The sequence below is a fragment of the Clostridium sp. AF34-13 genome, from assembly GCF_003477845.1.
GTDB lineage: Bacteria > Bacillota > Clostridia > Lachnospirales > Lachnospiraceae > Butyribacter > Butyribacter intestini.
Genome location: NZ_QUEB01000008.1, coordinates 22,139 through 48,315 on the forward strand (window position 1 = coordinate 22,139; position 26,177 = coordinate 48,315).

General features: G+C 35.1%; 24 protein-coding genes. All 24 read left to right on the forward strand.

Annotation, left to right across the window (positions count from 1 at the left end; all coding sequences use genetic code 11):
- Positions 1–156 precede the first annotated feature (156 nt).
- The 24 genes from DWZ63_RS07960 (at position 157) to DWZ63_RS08075 (ending at position 26,076) form a co-directional block, all read left to right on the forward strand.
- Positions 157–603 carry a flagellar assembly protein FliW gene (locus tag DWZ63_RS07960; RefSeq protein ID WP_182431464.1) on the forward strand — a complete coding sequence of 149 codons (447 nt, stop codon included), beginning with the start codon at positions 157–159 and terminating at the stop codon, positions 601–603.
- A gap of 14 nt (positions 604–617) precedes the next feature.
- Positions 618–848 carry a carbon storage regulator CsrA gene (gene csrA, locus DWZ63_RS07965; protein WP_022015200.1) on the forward strand — a complete coding sequence of 77 codons (231 nt, stop codon included), beginning with the start codon at positions 618–620 and terminating at the stop codon, positions 846–848.
- Between the two features lie 340 nt (positions 849–1,188).
- Complete coding sequence (locus tag DWZ63_RS07970; RefSeq protein WP_055945843.1) at positions 1,189–1,617, forward strand: flagellar protein FlaG; 429 nt, start codon at positions 1,189–1,191, stop codon at positions 1,615–1,617.
- A gap of 56 nt (positions 1,618–1,673) precedes the next feature.
- Positions 1,674–3,812, forward strand: coding sequence for a flagellar filament capping protein FliD (gene fliD, locus DWZ63_RS07975; RefSeq protein WP_118499419.1), 2,139 nt, complete (start codon positions 1,674–1,676; stop codon positions 3,810–3,812).
- 117 nt (positions 3,813–3,929) lie between these two features.
- Positions 3,930–4,328: a flagellar export chaperone FliS gene (gene fliS / locus DWZ63_RS07980; protein ID WP_118499421.1), complete on the forward strand. Its 399-nt coding sequence runs from the start codon at positions 3,930–3,932 to the stop codon at positions 4,326–4,328.
- Between the two features lie 12 nt (positions 4,329–4,340).
- Complete coding sequence (gene flgN / locus DWZ63_RS07985; RefSeq protein WP_118499423.1) at positions 4,341–4,835, forward strand: flagellar export chaperone FlgN; 495 nt, start codon at positions 4,341–4,343, stop codon at positions 4,833–4,835.
- Between the two features lie 233 nt (positions 4,836–5,068).
- On the forward strand, positions 5,069–5,893 hold the full coding sequence (locus DWZ63_RS07990; RefSeq protein WP_118499424.1) for a flagellin: 825 nt from the start codon (positions 5,069–5,071) through the stop codon (positions 5,891–5,893).
- A 133-nt stretch (positions 5,894–6,026) separates the two neighbouring features.
- Positions 6,027–6,341 carry a hypothetical protein gene (locus DWZ63_RS07995; protein ID WP_118499426.1) on the forward strand — a complete coding sequence of 105 codons (315 nt, stop codon included), beginning with the start codon at positions 6,027–6,029 and terminating at the stop codon, positions 6,339–6,341.
- A 37-nt stretch (positions 6,342–6,378) separates the two neighbouring features.
- Positions 6,379–8,223: a 6-hydroxymethylpterin diphosphokinase MptE-like protein gene (locus tag DWZ63_RS08000; protein WP_118499428.1), complete on the forward strand. Its 1,845-nt coding sequence runs from the start codon at positions 6,379–6,381 to the stop codon at positions 8,221–8,223.
- 107 nt (positions 8,224–8,330) lie between these two features.
- Positions 8,331–9,974 (forward strand): 6-hydroxymethylpterin diphosphokinase MptE-like protein, encoded by a 1,644-nt coding sequence (locus DWZ63_RS08005; RefSeq protein ID WP_118499430.1) that lies wholly within the window; start codon positions 8,331–8,333, stop codon positions 9,972–9,974.
- A 120-nt stretch (positions 9,975–10,094) separates the two neighbouring features.
- On the forward strand, positions 10,095–10,808 hold the full coding sequence (locus tag DWZ63_RS08010) for an acylneuraminate cytidylyltransferase family protein (protein ID WP_182431465.1): 714 nt from the start codon (positions 10,095–10,097) through the stop codon (positions 10,806–10,808).
- 66 nt (positions 10,809–10,874) lie between these two features.
- Complete coding sequence (locus tag DWZ63_RS08015; RefSeq protein ID WP_182431466.1) at positions 10,875–12,368, forward strand: N-acetylneuraminate synthase family protein; 1,494 nt, start codon at positions 10,875–10,877, stop codon at positions 12,366–12,368.
- A gap of 29 nt (positions 12,369–12,397) precedes the next feature.
- Positions 12,398–14,221: a 6-hydroxymethylpterin diphosphokinase MptE-like protein gene (locus DWZ63_RS08020; RefSeq protein ID WP_118499436.1), complete on the forward strand. Its 1,824-nt coding sequence runs from the start codon at positions 12,398–12,400 to the stop codon at positions 14,219–14,221.
- Positions 14,222–14,696: 475 nt separating this feature from the next.
- Positions 14,697–16,199: a phosphotransferase gene (locus DWZ63_RS08025; protein WP_118499438.1), complete on the forward strand. Its 1,503-nt coding sequence runs from the start codon at positions 14,697–14,699 to the stop codon at positions 16,197–16,199.
- Between the two features lie 90 nt (positions 16,200–16,289).
- Positions 16,290–16,874: an SIS domain-containing protein gene (locus DWZ63_RS08030; protein WP_118499440.1), complete on the forward strand. Its 585-nt coding sequence runs from the start codon at positions 16,290–16,292 to the stop codon at positions 16,872–16,874.
- Positions 16,867–17,244 (forward strand): hypothetical protein, encoded by a 378-nt coding sequence (locus DWZ63_RS08035; protein WP_118499442.1) that lies wholly within the window; start codon positions 16,867–16,869, stop codon positions 17,242–17,244. Before DWZ63_RS08030 ends, DWZ63_RS08035 begins: the two co-directional genes overlap by 8 nt.
- 99 nt (positions 17,245–17,343) lie before the next feature.
- The gene (locus DWZ63_RS08040; RefSeq protein WP_118499444.1) at positions 17,344–17,787 is read left to right on the forward strand and encodes a hypothetical protein; all 444 of its coding nucleotides are present in this window, start codon (positions 17,344–17,346) and stop codon (positions 17,785–17,787) included.
- 90 nt (positions 17,788–17,877) lie between these two features.
- The gene (locus tag DWZ63_RS08045; protein WP_118499446.1) at positions 17,878–19,200 is read left to right on the forward strand and encodes a hypothetical protein; all 1,323 of its coding nucleotides are present in this window, start codon (positions 17,878–17,880) and stop codon (positions 19,198–19,200) included.
- A gap of 18 nt (positions 19,201–19,218) precedes the next feature.
- Positions 19,219–20,424 carry a LicD family protein gene (locus DWZ63_RS08050; RefSeq protein ID WP_118499448.1) on the forward strand — a complete coding sequence of 402 codons (1,206 nt, stop codon included), beginning with the start codon at positions 19,219–19,221 and terminating at the stop codon, positions 20,422–20,424.
- Positions 20,425–20,695: 271 nt separating this feature from the next.
- Complete coding sequence (locus DWZ63_RS08055; RefSeq protein ID WP_118499450.1) at positions 20,696–21,742, forward strand: hypothetical protein; 1,047 nt, start codon at positions 20,696–20,698, stop codon at positions 21,740–21,742.
- A gap of 36 nt (positions 21,743–21,778) precedes the next feature.
- The gene (locus tag DWZ63_RS08060; protein WP_182431467.1) at positions 21,779–22,870 is read left to right on the forward strand and encodes an NAD-dependent epimerase/dehydratase family protein; all 1,092 of its coding nucleotides are present in this window, start codon (positions 21,779–21,781) and stop codon (positions 22,868–22,870) included.
- Positions 22,863–24,077, forward strand: a complete 1,215-nt coding sequence (locus DWZ63_RS08065) for a CDP-glycerol glycerophosphotransferase family protein (protein WP_118499453.1) — start codon at positions 22,863–22,865, stop codon at positions 24,075–24,077. The genes DWZ63_RS08060 and DWZ63_RS08065 overlap by 8 nt, the downstream gene beginning before the upstream one ends.
- Positions 24,078–24,105: 28 nt before the next feature.
- Positions 24,106–24,816, forward strand: coding sequence for an IspD/TarI family cytidylyltransferase (locus tag DWZ63_RS08070; protein WP_118499455.1), 711 nt, complete (start codon positions 24,106–24,108; stop codon positions 24,814–24,816).
- A gap of 18 nt (positions 24,817–24,834) precedes the next feature.
- On the forward strand, positions 24,835–26,076 hold the full coding sequence (locus DWZ63_RS08075) for a LicD family protein (RefSeq protein ID WP_118499456.1): 1,242 nt from the start codon (positions 24,835–24,837) through the stop codon (positions 26,074–26,076).
- Positions 26,077–26,177 lie beyond the last annotated feature (101 nt).

Genomic DNA, 26,177 nt, shown 5'->3' on the forward strand with positions numbered 1-26,177 from the left:
TTCCGATATACTGTTTCCATTTTCTCATCGTACACACCGTGTACGCATACATACTTTGTATGTATTGCGAAAATGTCATTGTATATCAAAAATCCATCTCGAAATTCTTCGTTCAGAAGATTTCGAGAGCACATTAAATTTAGAACGGAGGTTTGTATGAAAATAGATACAAAATATTTCGGTGAGATAGAAATAGATAATGATAAGATAATTCACTTTGAAAATGGAATTATGGGATTTGAGGAATATAAGAACTTCACTCTTTTATATGACAGCGAAGCAGAGAAAAAGCCGTTTTTCTCATGGCTTCAGTGTGTGACGAAAAAGTCACTCGCTTTTCCGGTTGTAAATCCGCTAAATGTCATAAAAGACTATAATCCTGTAGTTGAAGATGCACTTCTTGAACCACTGGGTGAACTTAAAGATGAAGATATAGTTCTTCTTGTGTTTGCCACTATACCAAAGGATGTAAAAGACGCATCAGTAAATATGAAAGCACCTGTCATAGTAAATGCAGCAAATGGAAAAGCTATCCAGGTAATACTTGAAAAAGGTGACTATAAGATAAAGCATAAGATTATAGAAGATATCAGTAAAGAATAGGAATGGAGGGTAGTATGTTAGCATTAGCAAGAAAAATAAACCAGTCGATAATGATAGGCAGCGATATAGAGATAACATTGCTTGAAATAAAAGGCGACCAGGTGAAGATAGGAATAAATGCACCAAAATCCGTACCTATATATAGGAAAGAAATTTATATGCAGATACAGGATGAAAATAAAAAAGCATCAGAGGGTGAAATAGATGTAGAAGTATTAAATAAGTTATTTTCCGGCAAAGCCTAAAATAAGGCGGGGAATTGCCGATATAAAGGATAAAGAAGTTTATGACATTTTTGATTTGGGTTTAATAAGCAGAGCAAAAAACTCATATTTGCTGTAAGTTTTTTTGCATTTATGGCAAATTAGATTAGACCAGATTGAAAAGACAAAAAGAAACAAAAAATGTTACAGTATGTGTCAATGGTATCGGTACAAAAAAATAGTAATCAGTAATTATATCAAAGATTTAATTTTTATTGTACGGGGATAATCATAAAAATTCGGGAATGTAATATAAATGGATTTTTTGCAATTTCGGATAAGCAGCACATAAACATGAAAATCACACGGAGGTGACAATATTATGGAAATAGAATCAATAAAGTCAGTAGGAGCAGCAAACTCAGGAGCAGCATCATCTTATGTACCGCCTGTATCAGATACTTCAGGAAATTCTGTTAAAGTTGTCAATGATACACAGAAAGCAGCAGCGACACCAAGTGAAAGCAATAGCGATTCAAACAATCAGAGCGAAGTGCAAAATCAGGCAAATGAAAATCGAAAGGTAGCTAAGAGTACAATAGACAGCACTATATCTGAGACTAACTCAAAGATAAAAATGTCTAATACTCAGTTGAAATATCATATAGATGAAGAAACTCAGCGTATATCTATCAAGATCATTGACAAGGATACAGACAAAGTTATCCGTGAAGTTCCACCTGAGGAAACACTTGAAGCAATCAAAAAGATATGGGAGATTGCAGGTATCATAGTAGATGAAAAGAGATAACAGGTACAATTATCAGGTAATTGTTTGGTGTACCTGCTTAGAATAGGAGGGTTATTATGCCAATAAGAATGACAGGACTTACATCAGGACTTGATACAGAGTCTATAGTAAATCAGTTAATGTCAGCACAGCGTACAAAACAGACAAAAGTTGAAAATAAAAAGCAGAAGCTTGAGTGGAAACAGGAGATTTGGAAAGGTCTTAATACCAAAATCTATGGATTTTATAAAGACTCTCTTTCAAAGATGAAATATAGCTCAAATTATTCAACAAAAAAAGCGTCAGTGAGTGACTCTACAAAGCTTACGGCAACGGCATCAACAAAAGCGGCAGCAGGGTCTTATAAGGTTGAAATCAAGTCCATTGCATCAGCGCAGTATGTTACAAGTGGAAAATTAAGCTATAAAGACAGCTCTGGTAACACTAACACTGCTACTACATCAACAAAGCTCAGTGACCTTGGAATGTCATCAGGTACTGTACTTAAATTAGAAGTGGGAGACAAATCATCAGCTTTAGAAGTAAAAGATGATACAACTATAAAAGATTTTGTAAATTTTTGCAGCAACGCAGGATTAAATGCTACATTTGATGAGAAGCAGCAGAGATTTTTCCTTAGTTCAAAAGACAGTGGAGAAGAAAATTCATTTTCATTATCGGCTAATACATATTCTTCAGAAGGAGACACAGCAATTACTGAGCTGAATGATGCAGTAGGGTTAGCAAATCTTACATCATCGCAGAAAACTAAGTATAATTCAATCGTATATGGAGCAATAGCATCAGGCACACAGATATCAGATGATGATAAGGAGACATTAAAATCGATTGCCGTCAGTTCAGCGGATGCAGATGCAAAAAGCAAGGCAACAGAGTTTTACAGGGCATCACTTAATAAAACATATGATATATCTGATGAAGAGAAAGAGAAGATTAAGAAAAAATACGATTCAGATTTGACTCTTTCAGGTGATGACAGAACAAAGGCAATCGCAGATGCAATAGAAAAGAAGAAACAGTCAGACATTGAAGAAAAACTTAAAACTGACGAATATAAAACTAAAATATCAGAAGCAGTCACTAAAGGTATTACAGCAGAGGAAGTAAGAAAAGCCGGATTAGCGGTAACAGATAGTTCAAATGCTGAAGATCCGGCAAGTATATCAAAATATACTTTTGAAAAGACTGAAACAAGAAAAGAAAATGCCGAAAATGCAATAGAGTCAGCAGTAGGGAAATTTAATACAGCTATAGAATCAGGTATTACTTCGGATAATGGCTCAGGATTATTAAAGCTTGGACTTTCAAATTTTGACGGTGCAACAAGCTATAAAGAAGGTGATTTAGCTAGTAATATGGTTCTGTCAAAGGCTGCAGACACAGAGATCGTTTACAATGGAGCAACACTTACAAGCAATAATACAAGCATTGAAGTAGCAGGAGTAACACTCAATCTTCTTGGAACGACAGCAGCAGGTGAATCAGTCAATGTAACAGTCAGCAATGATACATCAGCAGTTTACGATACTATCAAAGAGTTCATTACAGAATACAACAGTATTCTTAAGACAATGAATACATATTATGATGCAGCATCAGCAAGCAGCTATGAGGTACTTACTGATGAACAGAAAGAGGCTATGTCTGATGATGAAGTAGATAAGTGGAACACAAAGATTAAAGATTCACTTCTTCGCAGAGACAGTACCCTTAGTGGTCTTATTTCGGTTATGAAAACCGATATGATGGGAAGTTATAAAGCATCAAACGGAAAGACATATTCACTTGCAAATCTCGGAATTTCTACTTCATCAAAAAATTATAATGAGGGTGGACTGCTTCATATAAAAGGTGATGAGGATGATGATGAGTTTGCGGATTCAACAAATACACTTATGAAGATGCTTGAGGAAGATCCTGATACGGTAAAAGAGGTTTTGTCGGGGCTTGCATCAAATCTCTATGACAGTCTGAATAAAAAGATGTCCACGAGTACAATGAGCAGTGCACTTACATTCTACAATGATAAGGAGATGGCATCGCAGCTTTCAGATTACAAGAAAGAAATCTCGAACTGGGAATCAAAACTCAGTGATATGGAAGAAAAATATTATTCACAGTTTAGTGCGATGGAAACTGCACTTGCAAAACTTCAGAGTCAGCAAAATACATTGTCAAGTTATCTTGGAAGCTGATGAAAATTTGATTGATTTTTCTAAAAAAAGGATATAAAATTATATGTAGCGGCGGATACGGAAAGTGTCCGTCGCTACAGTTGAAGAAAGAAAAACTACAGGAAATGGGGAAAAAATATGATACCAAATAAAAGAAATGCAGCCCAGGCTTATAAGATAAATGCGATAAAAACGGCATCTCCGGCAAGACTTACGAGTATGCTTTATGATGCAGCAGTCAGATTTACTGATACAAGCATAGAACTTATGGAAAAAGAACCGGACAATTATGAAGAAATAAATAAAAATCTTAAAAAGGCTCAGGACTGCATAATGGAACTTAGAATGGGACTTGATTTTAAGTATCCTGTAGCGGGTGAATTTGAAAAAGTGTATGATTATATCTACAGAAGACTTGTAGAGGGCAATATGAAAAAAGATGTAGACATAATCAAAGATACGCTTACTCACATAAATACCATGCGTGATACATGGAAAGAGGTAGTTCGTTTAAATAAAGAAGGGAAAGCAAAGTAAAAAGGAGAATGAATGGACGATATTAGAGTTTATGTAAATATACTTTCGGATTCTCTTAGGAAAAAGCTGGATGTCCTGCAGGAGTTATTTTCTCTGACAAAAAAACAGAATGAGATATTAAGCGAAAAAGACACAGAAAAAGTTGATATTGACGGATTTGACCGTGCTTTCGAGGAAAAAGACAAACTTATCAAAAAGATGCAGGAACTTGATAATGGATTTGATTCCGTCTATAAAAAGGTAGGAAGCTTCCTTGCTGAAAACAAACAGGAGTATAAACAGGATATACTTCAGATGCAGAATCTTATCAGGAGCATTACAGATACAGGTATAAAGCTGGAGAGTCTTGAACAGCAGAATAAGACAAAGTTTAATACATTTATAAGAAATAAAAGACATGAGATAAGCAGTTTTAAACAGTCAAACAGAGTTGCAACATCGTATTATCAAAATATGTCAAACCAGCACAGAGAATGGCAGTCACATTTTCTGGATAAGAAAAAATAATTTTAACATACAAATGTGTCAAAAAAATATATAAACAAAAATTTTAAAAAAATTTAAAAAAAAATTAAAAAAAAGCACTAAAGTGAAATGGCAATCAACCGATATATATATTGAGTAAGTTAATACTTATAAGAGCTTTTAACTATATGTGTGCGGACAGATAGAAAAGCAGAAAATATTAATCATTACATCAATGGCATGGATGCTATTGTAAATTCAAGGAGGAAAACATTATGATAGTACAGCATAATATGACAGCGTTAAATGCTAACAGACAGTTAGGCATTACAAACACAAATCTTTCAAGAAGCACAGAGAAGCTTTCTTCAGGTTATAGAATCAACCGTGCATCAGATGATGCAGCAGGACTTTCTATTTCAGAGAAGATGCGTGGTCAGATCAGAGGTCTTAAGCAGGCTTCAACAAATGCTCAGGATGGTCAGTCACTTATCCAGACAGCAGAAGGTGCTATGAACGAAATTCATTCAGTACTTCAGAGAATGAGAGAGCTTGTTGTTCAGGCTAAGAACGATACATATTTATCAGAAGACCGTGCAAAGATTTCTACAGAGATGGCACAGCTTCAGTCAGAGATTACACGTATTGCTTCTCAGACACAGTTCAATAAGATGACCCTTCTTAATGGTCAATTTAAACAGAAACAGATTCAGGTTGGTGCTAATGATAAACAGACTATCAAGTTCAGCATTTCAGCTATGAGTGCAAAAGCACTTAAAGTTGATAATGTAGCTACTAAAGTAAAAGCAAAGATGGGTTCTGCAATTGGAAACCAGCTTTCAGTTATTGATGCAGCTATTACTAAGGTATCAACATCTAGATCTAACCTCGGTGCTATTTCTAACAGACTTGATCATACTATTGCAAATGCTGATAACATGGCTGAGAATCTCCAGTCATCAGAGAGCAAGATCCGTGATGTAAACATCGCATCAGAGATGGTATCTTACTCAAGCATGAGTATTCTTCAGCAGGCTGGTCAGTCAATGCTTTCTCATGCAAATCAGGCTACACAGGGTGTTCTTTCATTACTCCAGTAATTAAAGGATATTTTGCAAGGCATATTTATATGCGTAAGAGACCAGACAGAATGTATCACATATATAGACATTCTGAAAGGAGCTGGCATAAAGCCGGCTCCTTTTTTTTGAATAATAAAGATGGAGGAATATTATGACTGATAGAAAAGAACAGATTCAAAACACTATTGATAAAGTACAGGAGGTAGTAGATCTGTTTTACCAGCAGAACGATAAAGATGCACTTGAGAAATTTATAGTTACACTTGAAGATATGACAAGTGCAATAGACAATCTTGCTGCATATAAAGCAGAAAATCCGGGATTTGAGATGGATGAAAAAAAGATATGCAATATCTTAAATGATGCGATGGGTGCATTACAGTCTGATGATAAGGTACTTATGGCTGATATATTACAGTATGATTTTGTAGAGTATATTGGTGGACTAATAGAAAATATGGAATAAAATCTAAAAGCCGGATGTGGTATTTCGGAGGAAATAAATGGGATACTTGAAAACAAATCTTGAAAAACTTAAAAATAAAGATGAATATATATATGAAAAACTAAATGAATATATCTATCAGAAAAGAGATATAAAAGAAGTTTATGGAAAGTTCAAGCTGGTGACAGGTCGTGATCAGAGTCAGACAGTTGAGGTGTGTGCCGGAGAAAAAGATGTACGGTTAAACAGTGTATATAATTCGTCAAGGGAAGCCGAAAAGTGGGCTGATAAATATAAGAATATATCAGAGATTACTTCGTTTATAATGTTTGGAATGGGAAATGGAGTATTCTTTAATGCCATAAAAAAACAGTTGAATGTTTCAGCGTACATACTTTTTTTTGAACCTGACATAGAACTGTTTTTGTTTTGTTTGGAAAGTTTTGACATGAGAGCTATATTATCTGATAACAGGGTGGCATTATACATAAATGGAATAAATGACAAAGAGTTTTATAAGGAGTTGTCAGGAAAGATAAATTGGGCAATGTTGTCTACACAGTTAGTATGTTGCCATCCGTCATATGACAGACTTTATAGAGAAGAATACATAAAATATCAATTTATATTAGAACAGCTTGAGAAAGCATTGACGGCCAATAAAAAAACATCTTTGAAATTTGCAAAAAAATTTACAATAAATGCAATACAAAATCTCAAACATATAAAGAACAGCAATTATATAAGCGAGTTTATCGGTAAGATAAAAGAAGATGTTCCTGTGATAATAGCAGCGGCAGGACCATCATTGGACAAAAATGTAGACATATTAAAAAAAGCAGAAAAAAAAGCTTTTATTCTTGCAACTGATACATCAGTGAAATATCTTCTGGCACATGGTATAAGATTTGATGCGATAGTAACCGTAGACGGAAGAAAACGGGTGGAACATTTAAAAAGTGAAGAATGTCTGGATTATCCGATGTTTACGATTCCTGATGCAAGAAGTGAGATATTAGATGAAAACCATGCAAGAAAAATATGGATAACAGGATCCGGTTATCTTGAAACTTTATATGACAGATTTGGGTATCATTTCCCTGAGTACAACAGTGGCGGTTCTGTTGCAACAGCGGCATTCTGGCTTGCCAAAACACTGAGATTAAAAACGATAATATTGATAGGTCAGGATTTAGCTTATGACGGTGATATGACTCATGCCGGAGGCATAAAAAGAAAGGTTCTTTCAGTAAATAAAAATACACCTGTCTATATTGAAGCTGTAGATGGCAAAAAAGTTCAGACAAGAGCCGACTGGCTTAATTATCTCAGATGGTTTGAAAATGAGATATTACAGTTAAATGGGGAAACAGAAGTAATAGATGCAACAGAGGGCGGAGCAAAAATAGCAGGGACTAAGATAATGAGTCTTTCGGATGCGATAGACTGTTATTGTAAATGTGAGTTTAACTTTAACAGTATCTTAGAAAATACTCCGGTTACATTTGATAAAGAAAAGTACACTAAAGTCTGTGAAGAAACAGCACATCTGAAAGAAGAATTTCAGACAATAGCCAAGGCAGGCGGCGAAGGTGAGGCAATGGCAGACCGCATAATGCTTATGCTTAAAGAAAAACAGATAAACCTGAATAAGATAGAAAAAGAGCAGAGAGAAATAAGAAAATTACAGGGAATCATAAAAGAGCAGAAAGTATATACACTGCTCGACGAGTATATTTCAGCAGATATAGCAGACAGGATAGAAGCAGCGGCAAAAAATTATGACAGTGAACTTGAACAGATTACAGAAAATATGATAAGTGTAAAAATATTGTTTGTGGCATTACAAAAAGCTGTCGATGAACTGATGCCGGTATTGGAGCAGACATTAGAACAGATGTAAGGAAAATTTACCTTTTGCTTCACCAATAATGTGGTGCGGGGGTTAAAAACAGATAGCAAAGAAACAATCCGGAGAATTAGATTAATATATAATTGGAGAAAAATTTTATGCAGGACATTATTTTATATATTGATAATATAATAAGAGCAGAATCAGAGATTATGTATTATAAGAGAAATAAAGAATCAGATACTTTTGATAAAAAAATTGAGCGACTGACTGCGGAAGTATCAGGTTATCTTAATAAAATGCTCGAAAGAGTAGTAGAAAAAAAAGACAGTCTGTTGGAAGAAAATATTAGGCAGATACTTGAATGTCAGGATATAAGTACAACCGATATATCAAAAAACATATATGGCATAAAAGAATATATATTAAACAATTATGATATAGATGTATGTTTCTACAGTGAAAAAAACCTTAAACTAATAAATAATAGAACCAGTTTTTTATATGAAAAGATTATTGATGAAAATATACAAAACAAAAACAGGCAGTATGAGGTTGGCTGGAACAGAATATGTGGTATTTCGTTGTCAGTAGAGTTATCTGAAAATGAAAAGACAAATATATGTTCATTTGGAGATCCGTGGAGAGAAGCACTGCTTTATGCCGAAAAGTTAAACGATGATGCACAGGTATGTGTTATTTTTGGCTTTGGCATGGGTTATCATGTTCAGGAGATAAGTGTGATGTATCCTGAAAAAACTATATATATTTTGGAAAATGACATTGAACAGATACGGGCTGCGGTATATTATAGAGATGTATCAGATATATTGCTAAATGAAAATATACATTTAATATATTGCAATGACACTGTTTCATATGCGGGATGGATTAAAAAAATCATTGAAAAAGAAGAAAATAAGAAGCTGGAATGTAAAATGTGGATGCCGTCAATAAAAGTTATTGATGACAAAAACTTAAGGGAATTGCTTGAACAGTATAGTGTATCGTTCTTTTCAATGGATTATTTTAGGGATAAATTAGTAGAAAATTTTACTAAGAATACAAAGTTAAAAGATGAAAATGTCGATGCAGTAAAAAATGATATAAGCGGAAAAGATGTGATTCTTATAGCCGCAGGTCCGTCACTTGATAATGAGACGGAAAATCTAAATAAAATCACTAAGCAGCGTGACAGAAAAAACACGGTAATATTGTGTGTTGGAAAAATTGTCAGAAAAGTTATTGAAAAAGGGATTATTCCTGACTATATCATAATGACGGATGCAAAAGATAAGACCAGATGGCAGATACGGGGGGTTGAAAAAAGCGGGATACCTCTTATATATATATCAACGGCTTCGGCAAAGGTGGCAGCAGAGTATCGTTCAAAGAGATATATTGCATATCAGAAAGGTTTCGAGCAGGCAGAAGAAAAAGCCGGACAGAATGGTGCTACATTGTTTGAAACAGGTGGGTCTGTTGCTGCCTTTGCAATAGATATGGCACTAAGGTTTAAGTGTAAAAGACTTATATGTATCGGCCTTGACATGGGATATACAGATGAGAGGACACATGCAGGGGGTATTGGAGGGAAAATCTCGGACAGGTCAAAACTTAAACAGGTAGAAGCGGTCGGAGGTGGAAAGGCATATACAAATAAAAGTCTTGACATATACAGGAAATGGATAGAGAAAAGAATAGCTGCAGAGAAAGATATTGAGCTGATAAATGCCTCACATGGTGCAAGAATACACGGTATGAGGGAAGTAGATTTAAAAGACATAGATGATTATAAATAAGTTTGTAAAAAATAAGCAGACTAAAATTAACAGAGTGTATATTTTACTAATATATAAATGTTTAGTGATGGAATGTATGCATTTGTATATATAGAAAATACAAAGTTATGGAGGGAAGATATGAAAGAATGTGAGGTGCTGGCGGTCATACCGGCAAGAAGCGGTTCAAAAAGTGTCGTAGACAAAAATATAAGGATAATAAACGGAAAGCCTATGATAGCATATTCAATAGAGCACGCACTGAAAGCCCCGGGGATTGACAGAGTTATCGTAAGTACGGACAGTGAGAAATATGCTGAGATAGCAAGAAAATATGGAGCAGAAGTGCCATTTATACGACCGGCGGAATATGCCACGGATACGGCACTTGACTTAGATGTATTCAGACACGCATTATCATATCTTAAAGAAAATGAAAATTATATGCCTGATATAGTCGTTCAGTTAAGACCGACATATCCGATAAGGAAAATTCAGGATATTGAAAATATGATACAATATTTAAAGGAACATCCTGAAGCTGATTCGGTAAGGTGTATAGCTCCGGCAAAAGAGATACCATATAAGATGTGGTTTATGGATGAAAAAAACATACTGTCGCCGATAATGAAAGATGTACCTGAATGTTACAATATGCCAAGACAGCAGCTGCCAAAGGTATATTATCAGAATGCGTGTATAGATGTATTCAGGACAACAGTTGTTACAGAGAAAAATTCAATGACAGGTGATGTTATAGCAGGTTATCAGATGGATGAAAATTATGACATAGATACGGAAGAAGATTTTCTAAAGGCAGCAGAGAAGCTGAAAGCCGACTTAGAAAAACTATAGGCATCAGCCAATAAAACCGATATAAAATATAGACAATTAATGAAAATGGGAACGGAGGATAACAAAATGAGCAAATTATTTAATGACTTATTTATTTTTGAGATGGCAAACAGTCATCAGGGAGATGTGGAGCATGGAAAAGATATTATTCATGAAATGGGAAAGATAGCCAGAAAATACAATATAAATGCGGCTGTGAAATTACAGTATAGAAATCTTGACAATTTTATCCATCCTGATTATGTAAACAGGACGGATGTACCCCATGTGCCTAGATTTATGAGCACAAGGCTTACATATGACCAGTTTACCGAACTTGTGGATGCCATAAAAGAAGAGGGCATGATAGCAATGAGTACACCGTTTGATGAGGATAGTGTAGACTGGTGTGTGAATCAGGGGATAGACATAATAAAAATAGCAAGCTGCAGTTCACTGGACTGGCCGTTGCTTGAAAAGGCGGCAGCTGCCGGAAAGCCTCTTATCATATCAACAGGTGGAAAGACATTATCAGATATAGACAAACTTTACAATTTCTTCTCACACAGAAAATGTGATTTTGCATTTTTGCATTGTATCGCAGAATATCCGGCACCTGATGACCACTTGCAGCTTGACTTTATTGACCGTATGAACAAGAGATACAGAGATATTACAATAGGCTACTCAGGTCATGAGAATCCTGATGATAATACGGTTGCAATGCTTGCCGTTGCAAAAGGAGCAAAGATACTTGAAAGACATGTGGCACTTCCGACAGAACAATATTCAATAAATGCATATTCCATGACACCTGCACAGGCAGACAAGTGGGTTGAAGCCGTTCTAAAAGCAAAGACTATCTGTACTACAAAAAAAGAAAATGACAAATATGTGAGCCAGGCAGAGATAGACTCACTCAATTCGCTTATGCGTGGAGTATATGTAAAGCATGATGTAAAGACAGGCGACACCATAGGTCGTGAGGATGTATTCTTTGCGATGCCTTGTCAGGAAAAGCAGATGAACAGTGGAGAATTTTATGACGGTATAGAAGCATCAAGGGATTATGCAGCAAATGAAGCACTTTTCGAGACCAGACATATCACACCTGCAAAGCTTGCAAGAAGTGTTATACATGATGCAAAAGGTATGCTCTATGAAGCCGGCATCGTACTTGGTGATGACATAGAAATAGAACTTTCACATCATTATGGAATGAAAAACTTCAGACAGACAGGTGCCATTATTGTGAGTGTCATAAACAGAGAATATTGCAAAAAGCTTCTCATTGTACTTCCAGGACAGAAACATCCGATGCATATGCACAAGATAAAAGAAGAAACATTCCAGCTTTTATACGGTGATCTTGAGATAGTTCTCGATGGAGAAGAAAAAGAACTTAAGGCAGGAGATGTACAGACCGTGCTTAGAGGACAGAAACACGCATTTACATCAAGAAATGGTGCTATATTTGAGGAAATATCTACAACACATATACGCAATGATTCGTATTATGATGATCCTAAGATAAGCAAACTCGACCCTATGGAGAGAAAGACGATATTGCGTAAGTGGTAATAAAGACAATGAATACGGAGTGACATGTTATGGGATATTTGGAAAAAAACATAGATTGTATAAAAGAAAACAGACCGGATTTATATGATAGAGTAAAGGAAGTGTTAGAAAAAGAAAAATATAATCCGGAAAAATTTGAGGTGATTGACACTAAAGACGGTGACAAAGCAGTTCAGATAAATGAAGCCGGCAAAACGATAAGATTAAACAGTTTGTATAGTCCAAAAAAAGAAGCGGAGAGATGGGTAAAACAGTACAAATTTGACAACATAGATGTTTCTGTTTTGATGTTCGGTCTTGCAAATGGTGCATTTGCAAATGCAATAATGAATAAAATGAAGGACGATGCGATTTTGATTATCATGGAGCCGGATGTTTCACTTTTTATTTTCTGCCTCAATAATTTTGATATGACAGGGATAATCTCATCAGACAGGGTTGAGTTGTATATAGATAGGATAAATGATGAAAACTTCTATTTCTGTCTGCATAAAGTAATAAATTCAATAATGATTCCAAACCAGATAATTTGTTTTTATCCTGAGATGGAGAAACTGTATTATGATAAGGCAAAAGAGTTTGAGAGAGCCATACAGGAGAAATATTCTTTTGATATGCTTGTTGCTTATGGCTTAGATGATGTGTATCGCAAAGGTATAGATAATACTTTAAAAAATCTAAAATTTGTAAGGAACAGCAATTATATAACCGAACTTATAGGAAAAGTTCCGGAAGATGTACCGGTTATAATAGTTGCTGCTGGTCCTTCACTCAGTAAAAATGTAGAAGAATTAAAAAAAGCTGAGGGAAAAGCATTTATAATTGCAACAGATACAGCGGTAAAAACACTGTTAAAGCATGATATACATTATGACATAATAGTAAGCATAGATGTTAAAAAGAGACTCAGCCATTTAGAAGATGAAAGATGTCATACATCGCCGATGTTTGTAGGAATAACATCAAGAAATGAGTTTCTGGAGCAGAATACAGGCAGAAAGATATGGATAATAACATCCGGATTTATGAGTAAGATATATTCAAAGTATGGATTAAAATATCCTAATTGGGTACAAGGGGGGTCTGTTGCAACAGATGCATTTAATATTGCAAAACATCTGAAATCTAAGCGTGTTATATTTGTGGGACAGGATCTTGCATATATGGGGAAACAGTCTCATGCAGGAAGAGGGGAAGTAAAAAAGTTTGTTGGAAAAGAGATATATACAGAGGATATATACGGTGGTCAGGTAAGGACCAGAGAGGACTGGAGGACATTTCTGTATTGGTTTAAGACGATGATAGCAGAACTTCACGGAGAGATGGATGTTATAGATGCAACTGAGGGCGGTGCAAAGATAGAGGGAAGCCGTATAATGACACTGAATGAGGCTATAGATGAATATTGTACGGGAAACTTTGATTTTAAAGAAATACTGGATAGTCTTAAGCCGACATTTGACGATGAAAAGTATGCCATATTTAAAAATGATATGAAGCATATGAAAATTGAATTGTTTGAAATGAAGAAAAAAGCTGAAGAAGGCATAAAGACCACAGAGTCAGTAATAAAATCGTTAAAACATAAAAAGAGAGATATGGCAAAGGAAAAAAAAGCTGTAAAGAAAATAAAAAAGCTAAACGAATTTTTCCCAAAGCAGCTTGTATATAGTTTGTTGGACGATTTTATTGAGATGAATATCGACGGAATTATGGAGGTTAATAGCTTGTCAGGTGATGAACAGGAGGACACTATCAGAGCATATGAGTTGTCAAAGGCTGCATTTGAATCAGTCATAAGAGCGGTTGAATTTACAACACCTTTGTTGGAGGCTGCGTTAGAAACACTGTAAAATAAAGGAAAATTATCAGATATAAGATAGGAGTGAATATGAGGAAGATAAGCTTTGCCTTTTTGGAAAAGAAAGCGTTGATTGGCTAAGTGGAACTTTAGAGAATATCTGATTTGGAATGAAATGGTAAATCTGTAGTTTGTCTGTTAGATTAAACATAATAAAAAAGATGTCGATATTTTAAATAGAGAAATTTATTAAAAAGGCACGGATGCCGTGACAAAAACTGATATTTCATGGAGGAAATAATAATGATAAACAAGATAACTGAAAGGCTGAAATATTGGAGGCAGCTATTGTTGCTGCCGGTCTGTTGGTTATCTTTTTTAGTTCCCGGAAATAAAAGGATGCGGCTTTATAAGAGGAAGAAACAAAAAAGAAAGATGGTATTTTAAGAGACAAAGTCTTTTCATAAGGACTGCAGAAATCTTCAAAACTAATAAAATAATTTCAGAAAACACAGGGGGACTATGATATGAATACAGATTATATAATTGTGCAGGCTGGAGGAAAAGGAACGAGAATGGAACATCTGACGGTAAACAAACCGAAAGCACTTGTTCCGATAAACAATCTTCCGATGCTTTTTCATCTGTTTAGAAAATATCCGGATAAACGGTTTATCATAATAGGGGATTATAAATATGAAGTATTAAAAAAATATTTAAAAGTATTTGCGGATGTAAAATATCTGCTGGTAGATGCAAGAGGAAAAAAAGGAACTTGTGCAGGCATACAGGATGCACTCGGACTTCTTCCGCCAAAAGAGCGTTTTATGCTTATCTGGTCGGATCTTATATTGCCTGAGTCATTTGAGATACCTGAGGATGATGAAAACTTTGTAGGTCTGTCAAAAGACTTTGAGTGCCGCTGGAAATACGAAAATGCTCTGTTTGAGGAAGAACGATCAAAAGAATATGGAGTTGCGGGATTGTTTGTATTTAAAGACAAGTCAGAGATAGCGGATGTGCCTAAGGAGGGCGAGTTTGTACGCTGGCTTCAGCAGACAGGCATGAAAATGTCTGAGGTGGGACTTTACCGCACAAAAGAGTACGGGCTTATCGCCGAGTACAACAAACTGGAAAGACAGAAATGCCGCCCGTTCAACAGGATGACGGTAGAAAACGGCAGACTGGTAAAAGAGGGCATCGACGAGCAGGGAAGAAGCCTTGCCGTAAGAGAAAAAGGCTGGTACAAATTTGTAAAACCGCTCGGATTTACCGATATGCCTGAGATTTACAGTTATGAGCCGTTTATTATGGAAAAGATAAACGGAAAAAACATATATGAATATGATGACCTTAAATTTGAGGACAAAAAGCAGATACTTGAAAAGATAGTTGTCATGTTAAAACGCTTACATTCATTAGGTAGCATACCGACCGACTATTTCAGTATGCAGCAGGCATATATGACAAAGACATTTGACCGCCTTGCAAAAATAAGGGATATGATACCGTTTGCCGACCAAAAGACGATAACGGTAAACGGAAGAGAGTGCCGTAATGTCTATTTTTATCAGGACGAGCTGGAGCAGAAAATATCAGAACTTACCTGTGATAAGTTTGTGCTTTTACACGGAGACTGCACATTCTCCAATATGATGCTTAGAGAGGACATGACACCGGTAGTCATAGACCCTAGAGGATATTTCGGTTACACGGAAATGTATGGGGATACCGCATACGACTGGGCAAAATTATATTATTCTTTAGTCGGTGATTACGACAGATTTAATTTAAAAGATTTCAGACTGGACATTGGCGGGGACAGCGTCAATCTTGATATAGCTTCAAACAACTGGAAAGACATGGAGGACACATTCTTTGAAATGGTTAAGGATGATGTGACTAAAGAACAGTTAAAACTTATTCATGCCATCATATGGCTGTCACTCACGACATACGCATGGGAAGATTACGATTCTATATGCGGAGCATTTTATAATGGTATTTATTATCTGGAAGAAATAATGTGAAGAATCCATATACGCAAAATTTTTTAAAAGCTAAATTTGTGCAAAGTACAGATTTGATATGCACAAAAAAGTGCAGGAATGGAGAGTATAATGACAACATATTTTGAAAGACAGCTAAAAGAGATAGAACACTCAATACATTCTATTGACATGGATGTATTTGAAAAAATGGTAAACATGGCAGTTGAGACTATAAAATTAGGTCACAAGATAATAGTTTCCGGACTTGGAAAAAATGTTCCTATCTGTGATAAATTTGTAGGTTCGATGATTTCACTCGGACTTGATGCCTACTTCCTGCATACAAACTCAGCGGTACATGGAGATATGGGAATCGTAAAAGACGGAGATATGGTGATAATACTGACAAAGAGCGGAGAAACGGCAGAGTCAATTTATCTGACAAATCTTTTAAAGGAGAGGAATGTCAAGATGTGGCTTCTGACATTTGTAAAAGAGAGTACGCTCACAAAAGAGATACCTGACCACCTCGTCATCGACCTTATGCACGAGGGCGATATGTGGAATATTATGCCGAACAACTCAACGACAATGAATCTTATCGTCTTACAGGGACTTGCGATGATGATAGCAAACAGGCTGGGTCTTGAGCTTGGTGATTTCAAGAGAAACCATCCGGGAGGACATATAGGAGAGGTGCTCAAAAATGAATAAAAAACACAAAGTATCCCCTCTTGGAAAGACCTGGATATTCGACCTTGACGGAACACTCGTAAAGCACAACGGCTACAAACTCGACGGTGAGGACAGTTGGCTTGACGGAGCCCTAGAATATCTTAGGCAGATACCAAAGCAGGATATGATAGTATTTCTAACATCGAGGACAGAAAAAGAAAAGGAACTGACAGAAAATTTTCTCGCAAAATATAATGTGCGTTATGATATGATAGTCTATGGTGCAGGCTACGGTGAGAGAATACTTGTAAACGACTGTAAACCGTCAGGCTTAAGGACTGCTTTGGCAGTCAATACACAGCGTGATAGGTTTATGGAGGATGAGTTTGAGATTGATGAAACTCTGTAATAAATATAAGTTTTAGGTGATTGTGAAACTAATTATATGTTGTGTTATAACTGTAAAATTTAATCATACAAATTTTACAAACAGGAAAAGGAGAGGAATATGGGCATTGGATTTGAAGAACGGATTATGAAAGCAAAGCAGGGAAGAGAACTCTGGCTTAAACTGGTTGACAAATACCACATAGACAATACAGTATATGTGATACTCATGCCGCACAATGGCGAAAAATACAACGGACCCGTTATAAAATATCTTGGTGAATTTTTAAAAAAGAGAGGTATAAGCCATGCTCTGCTCCTCACACAGGACGAGTGGGTATCAGAAAACACAGGGCTTTATAAAAATATTGCGGATGCCGTATTTTTGTCACAGGAACAGATAGAAATGCTGATACAGTTTTATCAGTTGTATGAGTTTGCACCTAATATTGTCATAGCATCGCTAAAGTGTCCTGCCGGCAGGATGGGAGAGAAACTTATAGGCAAAAAGGGACTGACGGCAGAAGAAGTAGTGAGAGGTATCGTCTACAGCCTTGTAGACTAAAAGGAATGATGCACTGATGGAAATCTATCGCATATCCCTATGTCAGTATAGGAGAGCGTCACAAAATATTCATGAAGAGGAGGAGACCAAATGGAATATAATGTGCTCATGGAAATGCACAAGAAAATAGATGAGTGTGCAAGTAAAGGTATATTTAAAAATCGTTTTGTGGTGATATTTGGGAGCAATGAGCCGGCAGAGCGTATTATGGAATACCTTACTGAAAAAGGCATCACGGTAAATGGACTTATAGACAACAATTCAAAAAAAAACGGTATGGTGATAAACGGTGTAACAGTTTCATTGCCCGAAAAACTTTTGCAGCCAAAAAAAGAAAATGCGTTGATTCTCATCGCATCAAAATATTATCCTGAGATGGTAGTACAGCTTGCGGGCATGGGATACAATGAAAAAGAGCATATAAGAAAGCTTATCGACTACATCAGCCATCGTGTAGCAACGCTCACTGAAGAAGAATTTCACTCCTGTGTTGATAAAGTAAAACGAGGAAAAAAAGTATATGAGAACTTGAAAGACAGCCGCGGTGATGTTGAGAAGATATTTGTATTTCCACTTATCGCTTTGGGTGATGCATATGTCGGCATGAGCTGCCTGCATGACTACATCAAAAAAAATAATATAAAATCTTATGCACTTGTGCTTGCAAACAAGGCCTGCTCAAAAATAGCATGGCTGTTTGGCTTTGATGACAATCTATTCAGAGTGGAGAGAAGTGAACTGTCAGACTTTATACAGTACGGTGTTTTTACAGACATGGCAGAAGGGAAAATGCTAGTCGTAAATCACAAACATCCGTACACCAGTAAAATAGGCGAGATAGGAAACTACCATGAAGTAAACTTTATGGATCACTACAGATACACGATATTGGGGTTGCCTGAGGGCACAAGACCAGAGTTGCCGTCGGCGATAAGAGACAGTGAGACAAGCCTTAAATATGTAAGCGAATTGTTTGAAAATGAAAAATTAGAGCGTGGAAAGACAGTTATATTGTTTCCTTATGCAAAGACGGCGACAAAAATGCCTGAAACATTCTGGGAAAAACTTACATCACTTCTGGTGCAGAAAGGCTATACGGTATGCACCAACAGCGGCGGTGACGGAGAGCCTGCGGTAAAAGGCACAAAGCCGTTGTTTTTTGATATAAGGTATGCGTTAGAGACGGTCGAGGCAGCAGGAACGGTGATAGGGCTTAGAAGCGGTCTGTGTGATGTTATAGCCTCAGCAAAGGCGAAAAAGATAATACTCTATCCGGATAGATTTTACGGACCGGACAGCTTTTTAAATTTTTTCAGCCTTAACCGCATGGAACTTTGTGACGATGCAGAGGAACTGCTGTGTGACAAGTCTGAGGAGGACATGATAAGAGAAGTACTTGACAGGGTAGGATGAAAGAGAGGAAAACTTTAGATGGACAAGATAGTACATTACAATTTTTTAAACGACATAATACAGAAGATAGAAGATGTTGTGGAAGATAAAAAAGAAAAAGAAATCGTATGGTTTGGCAGTACAAATTATGTGCCTATTTTAAATACATATTTATGGAGAAAAGGCAGAAATATATCTTGTGTTCTTGATAACAATAAAAATAAATGGGAAAAGAAAGTGAATAATTTCTGCCAGTTTTGCGACAGTTCAGAGTTTGAATCATTGCCGCCTGAAATTATTGTTGATTCGCCGGAAAGTATATCAGATAAAAAAAATAATATTATTGTTTTTATTATATCACGGTATCAAAAAGAAATGACTAAGCAGCTTTTAGATATAGGAGTTCCTGAAGGGAATATAATATGTCTGCCAAAAGAAATTGACGAGTATGTATTAAAAAAGCCGGAAATCCGTGAAATACTCACTAAATATGAACCGATAGGTATAGAAGAAGTGAAAAAAATTCAATTAAATATCCTGCGAAATTTCAAAAAATACTGTGATGAAAACGGACTTGAGTATTTTCTGCTTGCAGGTACTTTGCTCGGTGCAGTCAGACATAAGGGATATATACCGTGGGATGATGATATTGATGTTGCTATGCCTTTGCCGGACTATATAAAGTTTCTAAACAGTTATCCAAAAGACGGAAAATATAGAGTTACAGACTGGGAAAACGATGATTCATATACACATCAGTTTGCACGCATAATAGATACGGACACACTTGCATTTCACAATGAATTTCCTATACAGATTGTTTCAGGAGTGTTTATAGATGTATTTCCGTTTGCCGGTTATCCGGACGGTGAAAAAGAGAGAAAAGCAAAAACTGATGAAAATCTTGTACTCAATGAGATGTGGACAGAGTACTATTGTGCAAGGGATATACTTTCGGGCATAGAGGACCCAAGAGCACAGATAATGAAAAAGAAATGTTTTGAATATGATTATGATAAAAGTAATTATGTGGGTCTGATACATACACAATTTAAAGAACTGCGCTGGACGATAGAAAAAGAAAAGATAACAGAAAAAACTGAAATGATGTTTGAGGGAGAAAAATATAAAGTGCCGATAGATTACGATAAATGTCTTACTTTGGCATATGGTGATTATATGACACCGCCTGATGAAAAAGACCGTGTATTGCACTCAGTGACGGCATATAAAAAGATAAAATAGTCAAAAATTACGACGAAATAAGACATAGAGCTGTTTGAAGAATATGCTCTAAGAAAGAATAAAAGAAAATATAGATACAATGTTGAGTTAAATATGATAAAAAAATGTCGATATTTAAACTAAACAGATGTTAAAATATAATGCAGGAACTAAAGTTAAAATATTATTTGAATTAACATAATAGAACTTGGAATTTTAATAGAATTTTAGAAAATATTTCGGCATGGATGTTGAAAATATAAAAATGAATATTTCATGGAGGAAAGAAATCTTGAAAAATACATTATTACTTCACATAGGAACTCCTAAAACAGGAACAACGGCATTGCAAAAATTTTTGGCAGAAAATTCTGAAGAATTAAAGAAGCAGGGATGGGATGTCCCTGATATGCTGAAAGAGTGGCAGATCCAGTACGGTGAGAGGGCTTATAAATCTACTCAGCGGAATGGTATGTTGCTCAGATGGTCGATTAAAAAAAATTGGAGCGAAGAAAAAAAAGAAAAATTATTGCAAATGCTTTTAAAACATTTGCAATCATCAAATGTTATTCTTTCTGATGAAGTTATATGGGAGGATGATCCGTCTACGACAACAGCAGAAGTTATAAGAAGTATAAAAAACAGATATGATAATATTAAAATAGTATGTTATCTGAGAAGACAGGATTTATATATAGAGTCTTATTGGAATCAATGTATCAAGACAAAAATGGAAATAAGAGACATAGATCAGATGCTCTTAGAAGATACAACCATAAGATATAAAGAAAAATTGGATGAGATTGCAGAAATAGTAGGAAGAGAAAATATTATAGTCAGGGTATATGAGAGAGAACAGTTTGAAGGTTCAAGAGAAGATATTACATCCGATTTTTGTAAAGTTCTTGGAATAAAAGATACATGGGAAGGTATCGTATTACCGGGGATGGTAAATGAGAGAATAGATGCGGAATTAATAGAAATGAAATGGCTGTTCAATCAAGAATATAAAAAGCATCTTGACGAACCGTGTTATGTTGTTACGAGAAATGCCATGGAGTATGCGGCAAATCACAAATTTTCAAAAGTAGGATATATTTCTAATGAATGTAGAAAAGAACTTATAAAAAAATACAGTGATGATAATTATTATATAGCAACAAATTATATGGGAAGGAAAGATGGAGTATTATTCAAGGAAAAGGTTGTTGATATACCTGAGTATAAGATGAACTTTACAGATCGTGAAAAAGAGATAATAAAGATATTTGCAAATGTGGTCGCTGATTTGAGAAGTTATATAAAAGAATTAAAAAATGAGGATATAGAGCAGATTTAATAACAGGATATAAATTGTCTGCAAAATATGATGAATATGAAAAAATATATAAATAATATTGAAAATATATTAGATAAACTAAGTATAGATTGGAACAGATTTGATAATAAAAGTGTTTTGATAACCGGTGCGACAGGTATGGTAGGTCGTGCTGTTGCTGATATGATATATTATGGCTGCAATAGATTTGGTAAAAAAGTTAATATATATATATTGACAAGAAGTCTTAAAAAAGCAGAAGCACTTTTTGGTGATAAAATAAAAAATAATGTTTTAAAAAAGGAAAGCGAAGAAAAAAACATTGTACAGATAAAATTTATACAGGGTGATGTTTGTGAAAAAATGGATTATCCTAAAATAGATTTTATCGTTCATGCAGCCGGATACGGTGATCCCAAAGCTTTTAGTGTTATGCCGGTTGAGGTGATGAAGGCTAATCTTACAGGAACGGAGAGAATGTTAGAGCTTGCAAAGGCAAATGATGCAAGGATCATATATATTTCTACCGGTGAAGTGTATGGAAGATTTAATGCGGATGACGGATATAGTGAAGAAAATATTGGAGAGCTTGATTTTAATATGCTTCGTTCCTGTTATCCGGAAAGTAAGCGTGCTGCTGAAGTGTTTTGTAGGAGTTATAGTGCGGAGTACGGTGTAGATTTTACGATTGCAAGACTATGTCATACATATGGGCCGACCATGACAGAAAGAGATAGCAGGGTATTGTCATATTTTATACGTCTGGCAGCAGCAGGAAAAGACATTATTATAAAAAGTGCAGGTTTGCAAAAGCGTTCTATATGTTATGTTACAGATGCTGCAAGTGCAATTATAATGTTACTGCTTGAAGGAAAAAGTGGAGAGCCATACAATATAGCTTCACATAATTCACAGATGAGAATATATGAGATGGGAGAGATACTGTCAGAAATAGCAGGGACAAAATTAATATATGAAAATGCATCAGAACAGGAGAAAAGTGGATATTCCAAATCGGATTGTCAGATTTTAAATGGAGAAAAAATAAAAAAAATTGGCTGGAGGGCATTTACGGATCCGGTTTCAGGGATGAGAATAACAGTCGATGATTTAAGAGATATGAATAAGGCGGAAAGTATTGATGAATAAAATATCAGACAGAATAAAATACTGGTTACAGATTTTTTTGATACCGGTATATTGGATTTCTTTTTTGACACCGAGAAGCAGAAAAATATGGGTACTCGGTTCGACATTTGGGAGGAGGTATGCGGACAATGCACGATACTTTTATTTGTATCTTGACGAATTTGAAAAAAAATCAATTCGTCCAATTTGGATAAGCAGAAAAAAAGAAATAGTGCGATTTTTAAAAGAAAATGGGAAAGAGGCATATTATGTTCGTTCAATAAAAGGAGTTTATTATTGTCTAAGAGCAAAAGTCTATATTTTTGACAACTATTCTAAAGATATATGTTTTTGGCTTTCAGGGGGTGCAAGAAAAGTAAATCTGTGGCATGGAGCAGGAAATAAAGCAACCAATTTTGATAACAGATTTGATTATTTAAGACACCCAAGAAACTTTAGGGAATATATTTCGACAGCAATCACGCGTATGAGCAATGAAAAGCCGTCACATTATATACTTGCAACATCTCCAACTTACAGAGATATATTTGCATCAGCATTTCAGGTACCGAAGGAACATATTATAATAGAAGGATATCCGAGGAATGTGGCAATGTTGAATGAAAATATAGACAAACTTCTTACAGGAGCAGAAGAAAAAAATCTGCAAATAATAACCGGTCATAAAAATAAAGGTGAGAAAGTTGTAGTATATATGCCTACATTTAGAAATACGGAAACAATGTTTTTTGATGTTGTAAACTTAGAAAAATTTAATATATTTCTTAGAGAAAAAAATATATTTTTTATGACTAAAATGCATCCTAAATCAAAGGCAAAAAAAGAATTTCAAAGGGTGGAATTTACTAATATATACAATATTGATTCAGATGTTGATCCATATACTTTTCTTGAAGATGTAGATATGCTTGTAACAGATTATTCATCTGTTTTTTCAGATTTTTCACTATTAAACCGTCCTACCATAATATTTCCTTTTGATTATAAAGAATATTCAAGTGGTACAAGGGATGAGTATGTACCGTTTAATGAATATATTAAAGTTACGAAAGTATATTCACAGGCTGAGCTAGAAAAATCAATGGAAAGACTTTTAGAAAAGGACACCGATTATGAAGGAAGAAAATGGCTTTTGGAGAGAACTTTTTCATCCCAGGACGAAGAATCATCAAAACGTCTTTGTGAAAAAATAAAAGAAATAATTTAAAAAATATAATATTGATGGAGGAGAAGAAATGAATGTCGCAATGCTTATCGCAGGTGGAAGTGGGCAGAGAATGCACCAGGATATTCCAAAACAATTTTTGAATGTAAATGACAAACCTGTTATCATTTATACATTGGAAGCATTTCAGAAACATCCAAGTATAGATGCTATATTGGTTGTTTGTATCGATGGTTGGGAAACTGTATTGCAAGCATATGCAAATCAGTTTAATATAGATAAATTGAAGTGGATTGTACCCGGTGGTTTAAATGGTCAGCAGTCGATATATAACGGTATAAAAGAACTGGAAAAGCATATAAAAAAAGAGGATACGGTTTTGATTCATGATGCTATAAGACCTATGGTGTCATCTGAGATTATATCAGATTGCATAAGAGTATGTAATATGCGTGGTTCTGCTATAGCAGTGATACCATGTGCTGAGGCAATGCTTTTAAAAGAAAGTGAGGATACTGCTGTTTCGGAGATTGAACGTTCAAGTCTTGTGAGGACACAGACGCCGCAGGCGTTTAAATTGCAAAAATTGTTGTGGGCACATGAGGAGGCAGCTAAAAGAGGAATTACTAATTCGGTCGCTTCATGTACATTGATGGTGGAATTAGGGGAAAAGGTTTATTTCTCTGCCGGTTCTGAAAAAAATGTAAAGCTGACGACAGTAGATGACATAGAGATATTCAAAGCACTTTTAGCTACAAGGGAAGATGAATGGTTGAAATAGATATGAAAGAGGCTTACTATGAAGATAGAAATGGAAAATATAAATAGATATATGTTAGAGAATATAGACATATTAATAGAAGAAAAGAAGCTTGAAGATAAAAGAATAGTATTATTTGGATTGAATACATCATCATATGCTGCGAGGGAGTATCTGGAGAAAAAAGGATTCAGAGTGTGTGCATACATAGATAATGATCGTAAAAAGGTAGATGAATTAAATGATATAATCAATGAAATATTACCGGTACATATGCAGAGTATGGCATATGAATTTGCAAAAAAAGAATTTATAAGAGCTTATAATCCGGAAAATTTACTGAAAGAATTTTGTGATGACTATGTAATACTGATAGCATCAAAATATTACAGCCAGATGTGTGAACAGTTGGAAAACATGGGATATAAAGAAGGAAAACATATATATCAGATAGTTGACTTTTATAGTTTGGAGCAGCAGTTAAAAGATTTTAAAGTAGCCGATGATTATATACCATTGTCTCATGAAGAAGTCAGAAAATATCAGTTAGAGATATTGGACGAGGTAAAAAGAGTATGTGAACAAAATAATCTCAGATATTATCTGTGTGGCGGTACATTATTAGGAGCTATACGACACAAAGGTTATATACCTTGGGATGATGATATAGATGTTATAATGCCATATCAAGATTATTTGGAATTTATTGAGATAATTGACAAAGACAATGAGCATTATACTATATTGTCTCCTTATACAAATAAAGAACAATGTTTTACTTTTTTTGCGAGGATGATACACAATGATACATTTATGAAATGGTGGGAATATCCGTTTTTAATGACTAGCGGAGTGAGCATAGATATTTTTGCATTATCGGGTCTGCCTGATAGTGAAGATGAAATCCGTTTCTATTACAATAAAGTTAGAAGATTAAATACAAAATTTATCAGTTCGTATTTAAAATTGTCATATAATGATAACGACGAGATACAAGCAAGAGAGAAGATCAGAAGTGAGATACTTGAAATGTTAGAAAGATACCGCTTTGATGATAGCAAAAAGGCATTCTGTATAACAAAGTATAAAGAGAAGGATATACTTCCAACATCAATATATGATAAAACCATAAAAGTGAATTTTGAAGACAGGATTTATGATGCGGCGGGTGGATATGATATATATTTGAAGTCATTGTATGGAGATTATATGAAACTGCCACCGGTAAATCAGAGAACAGGCTGTCACAACTACAAAGCATATAAAATAAGAGAAAAATAATGAAAACAAAAAGCTCCTTTTGGGTTGAAATAATTCAAACCCAAAGGAGCTTTTAATCTGAACTTTTCAGTGTTTCTGAATTAAATATTAAGTTGAAAAGT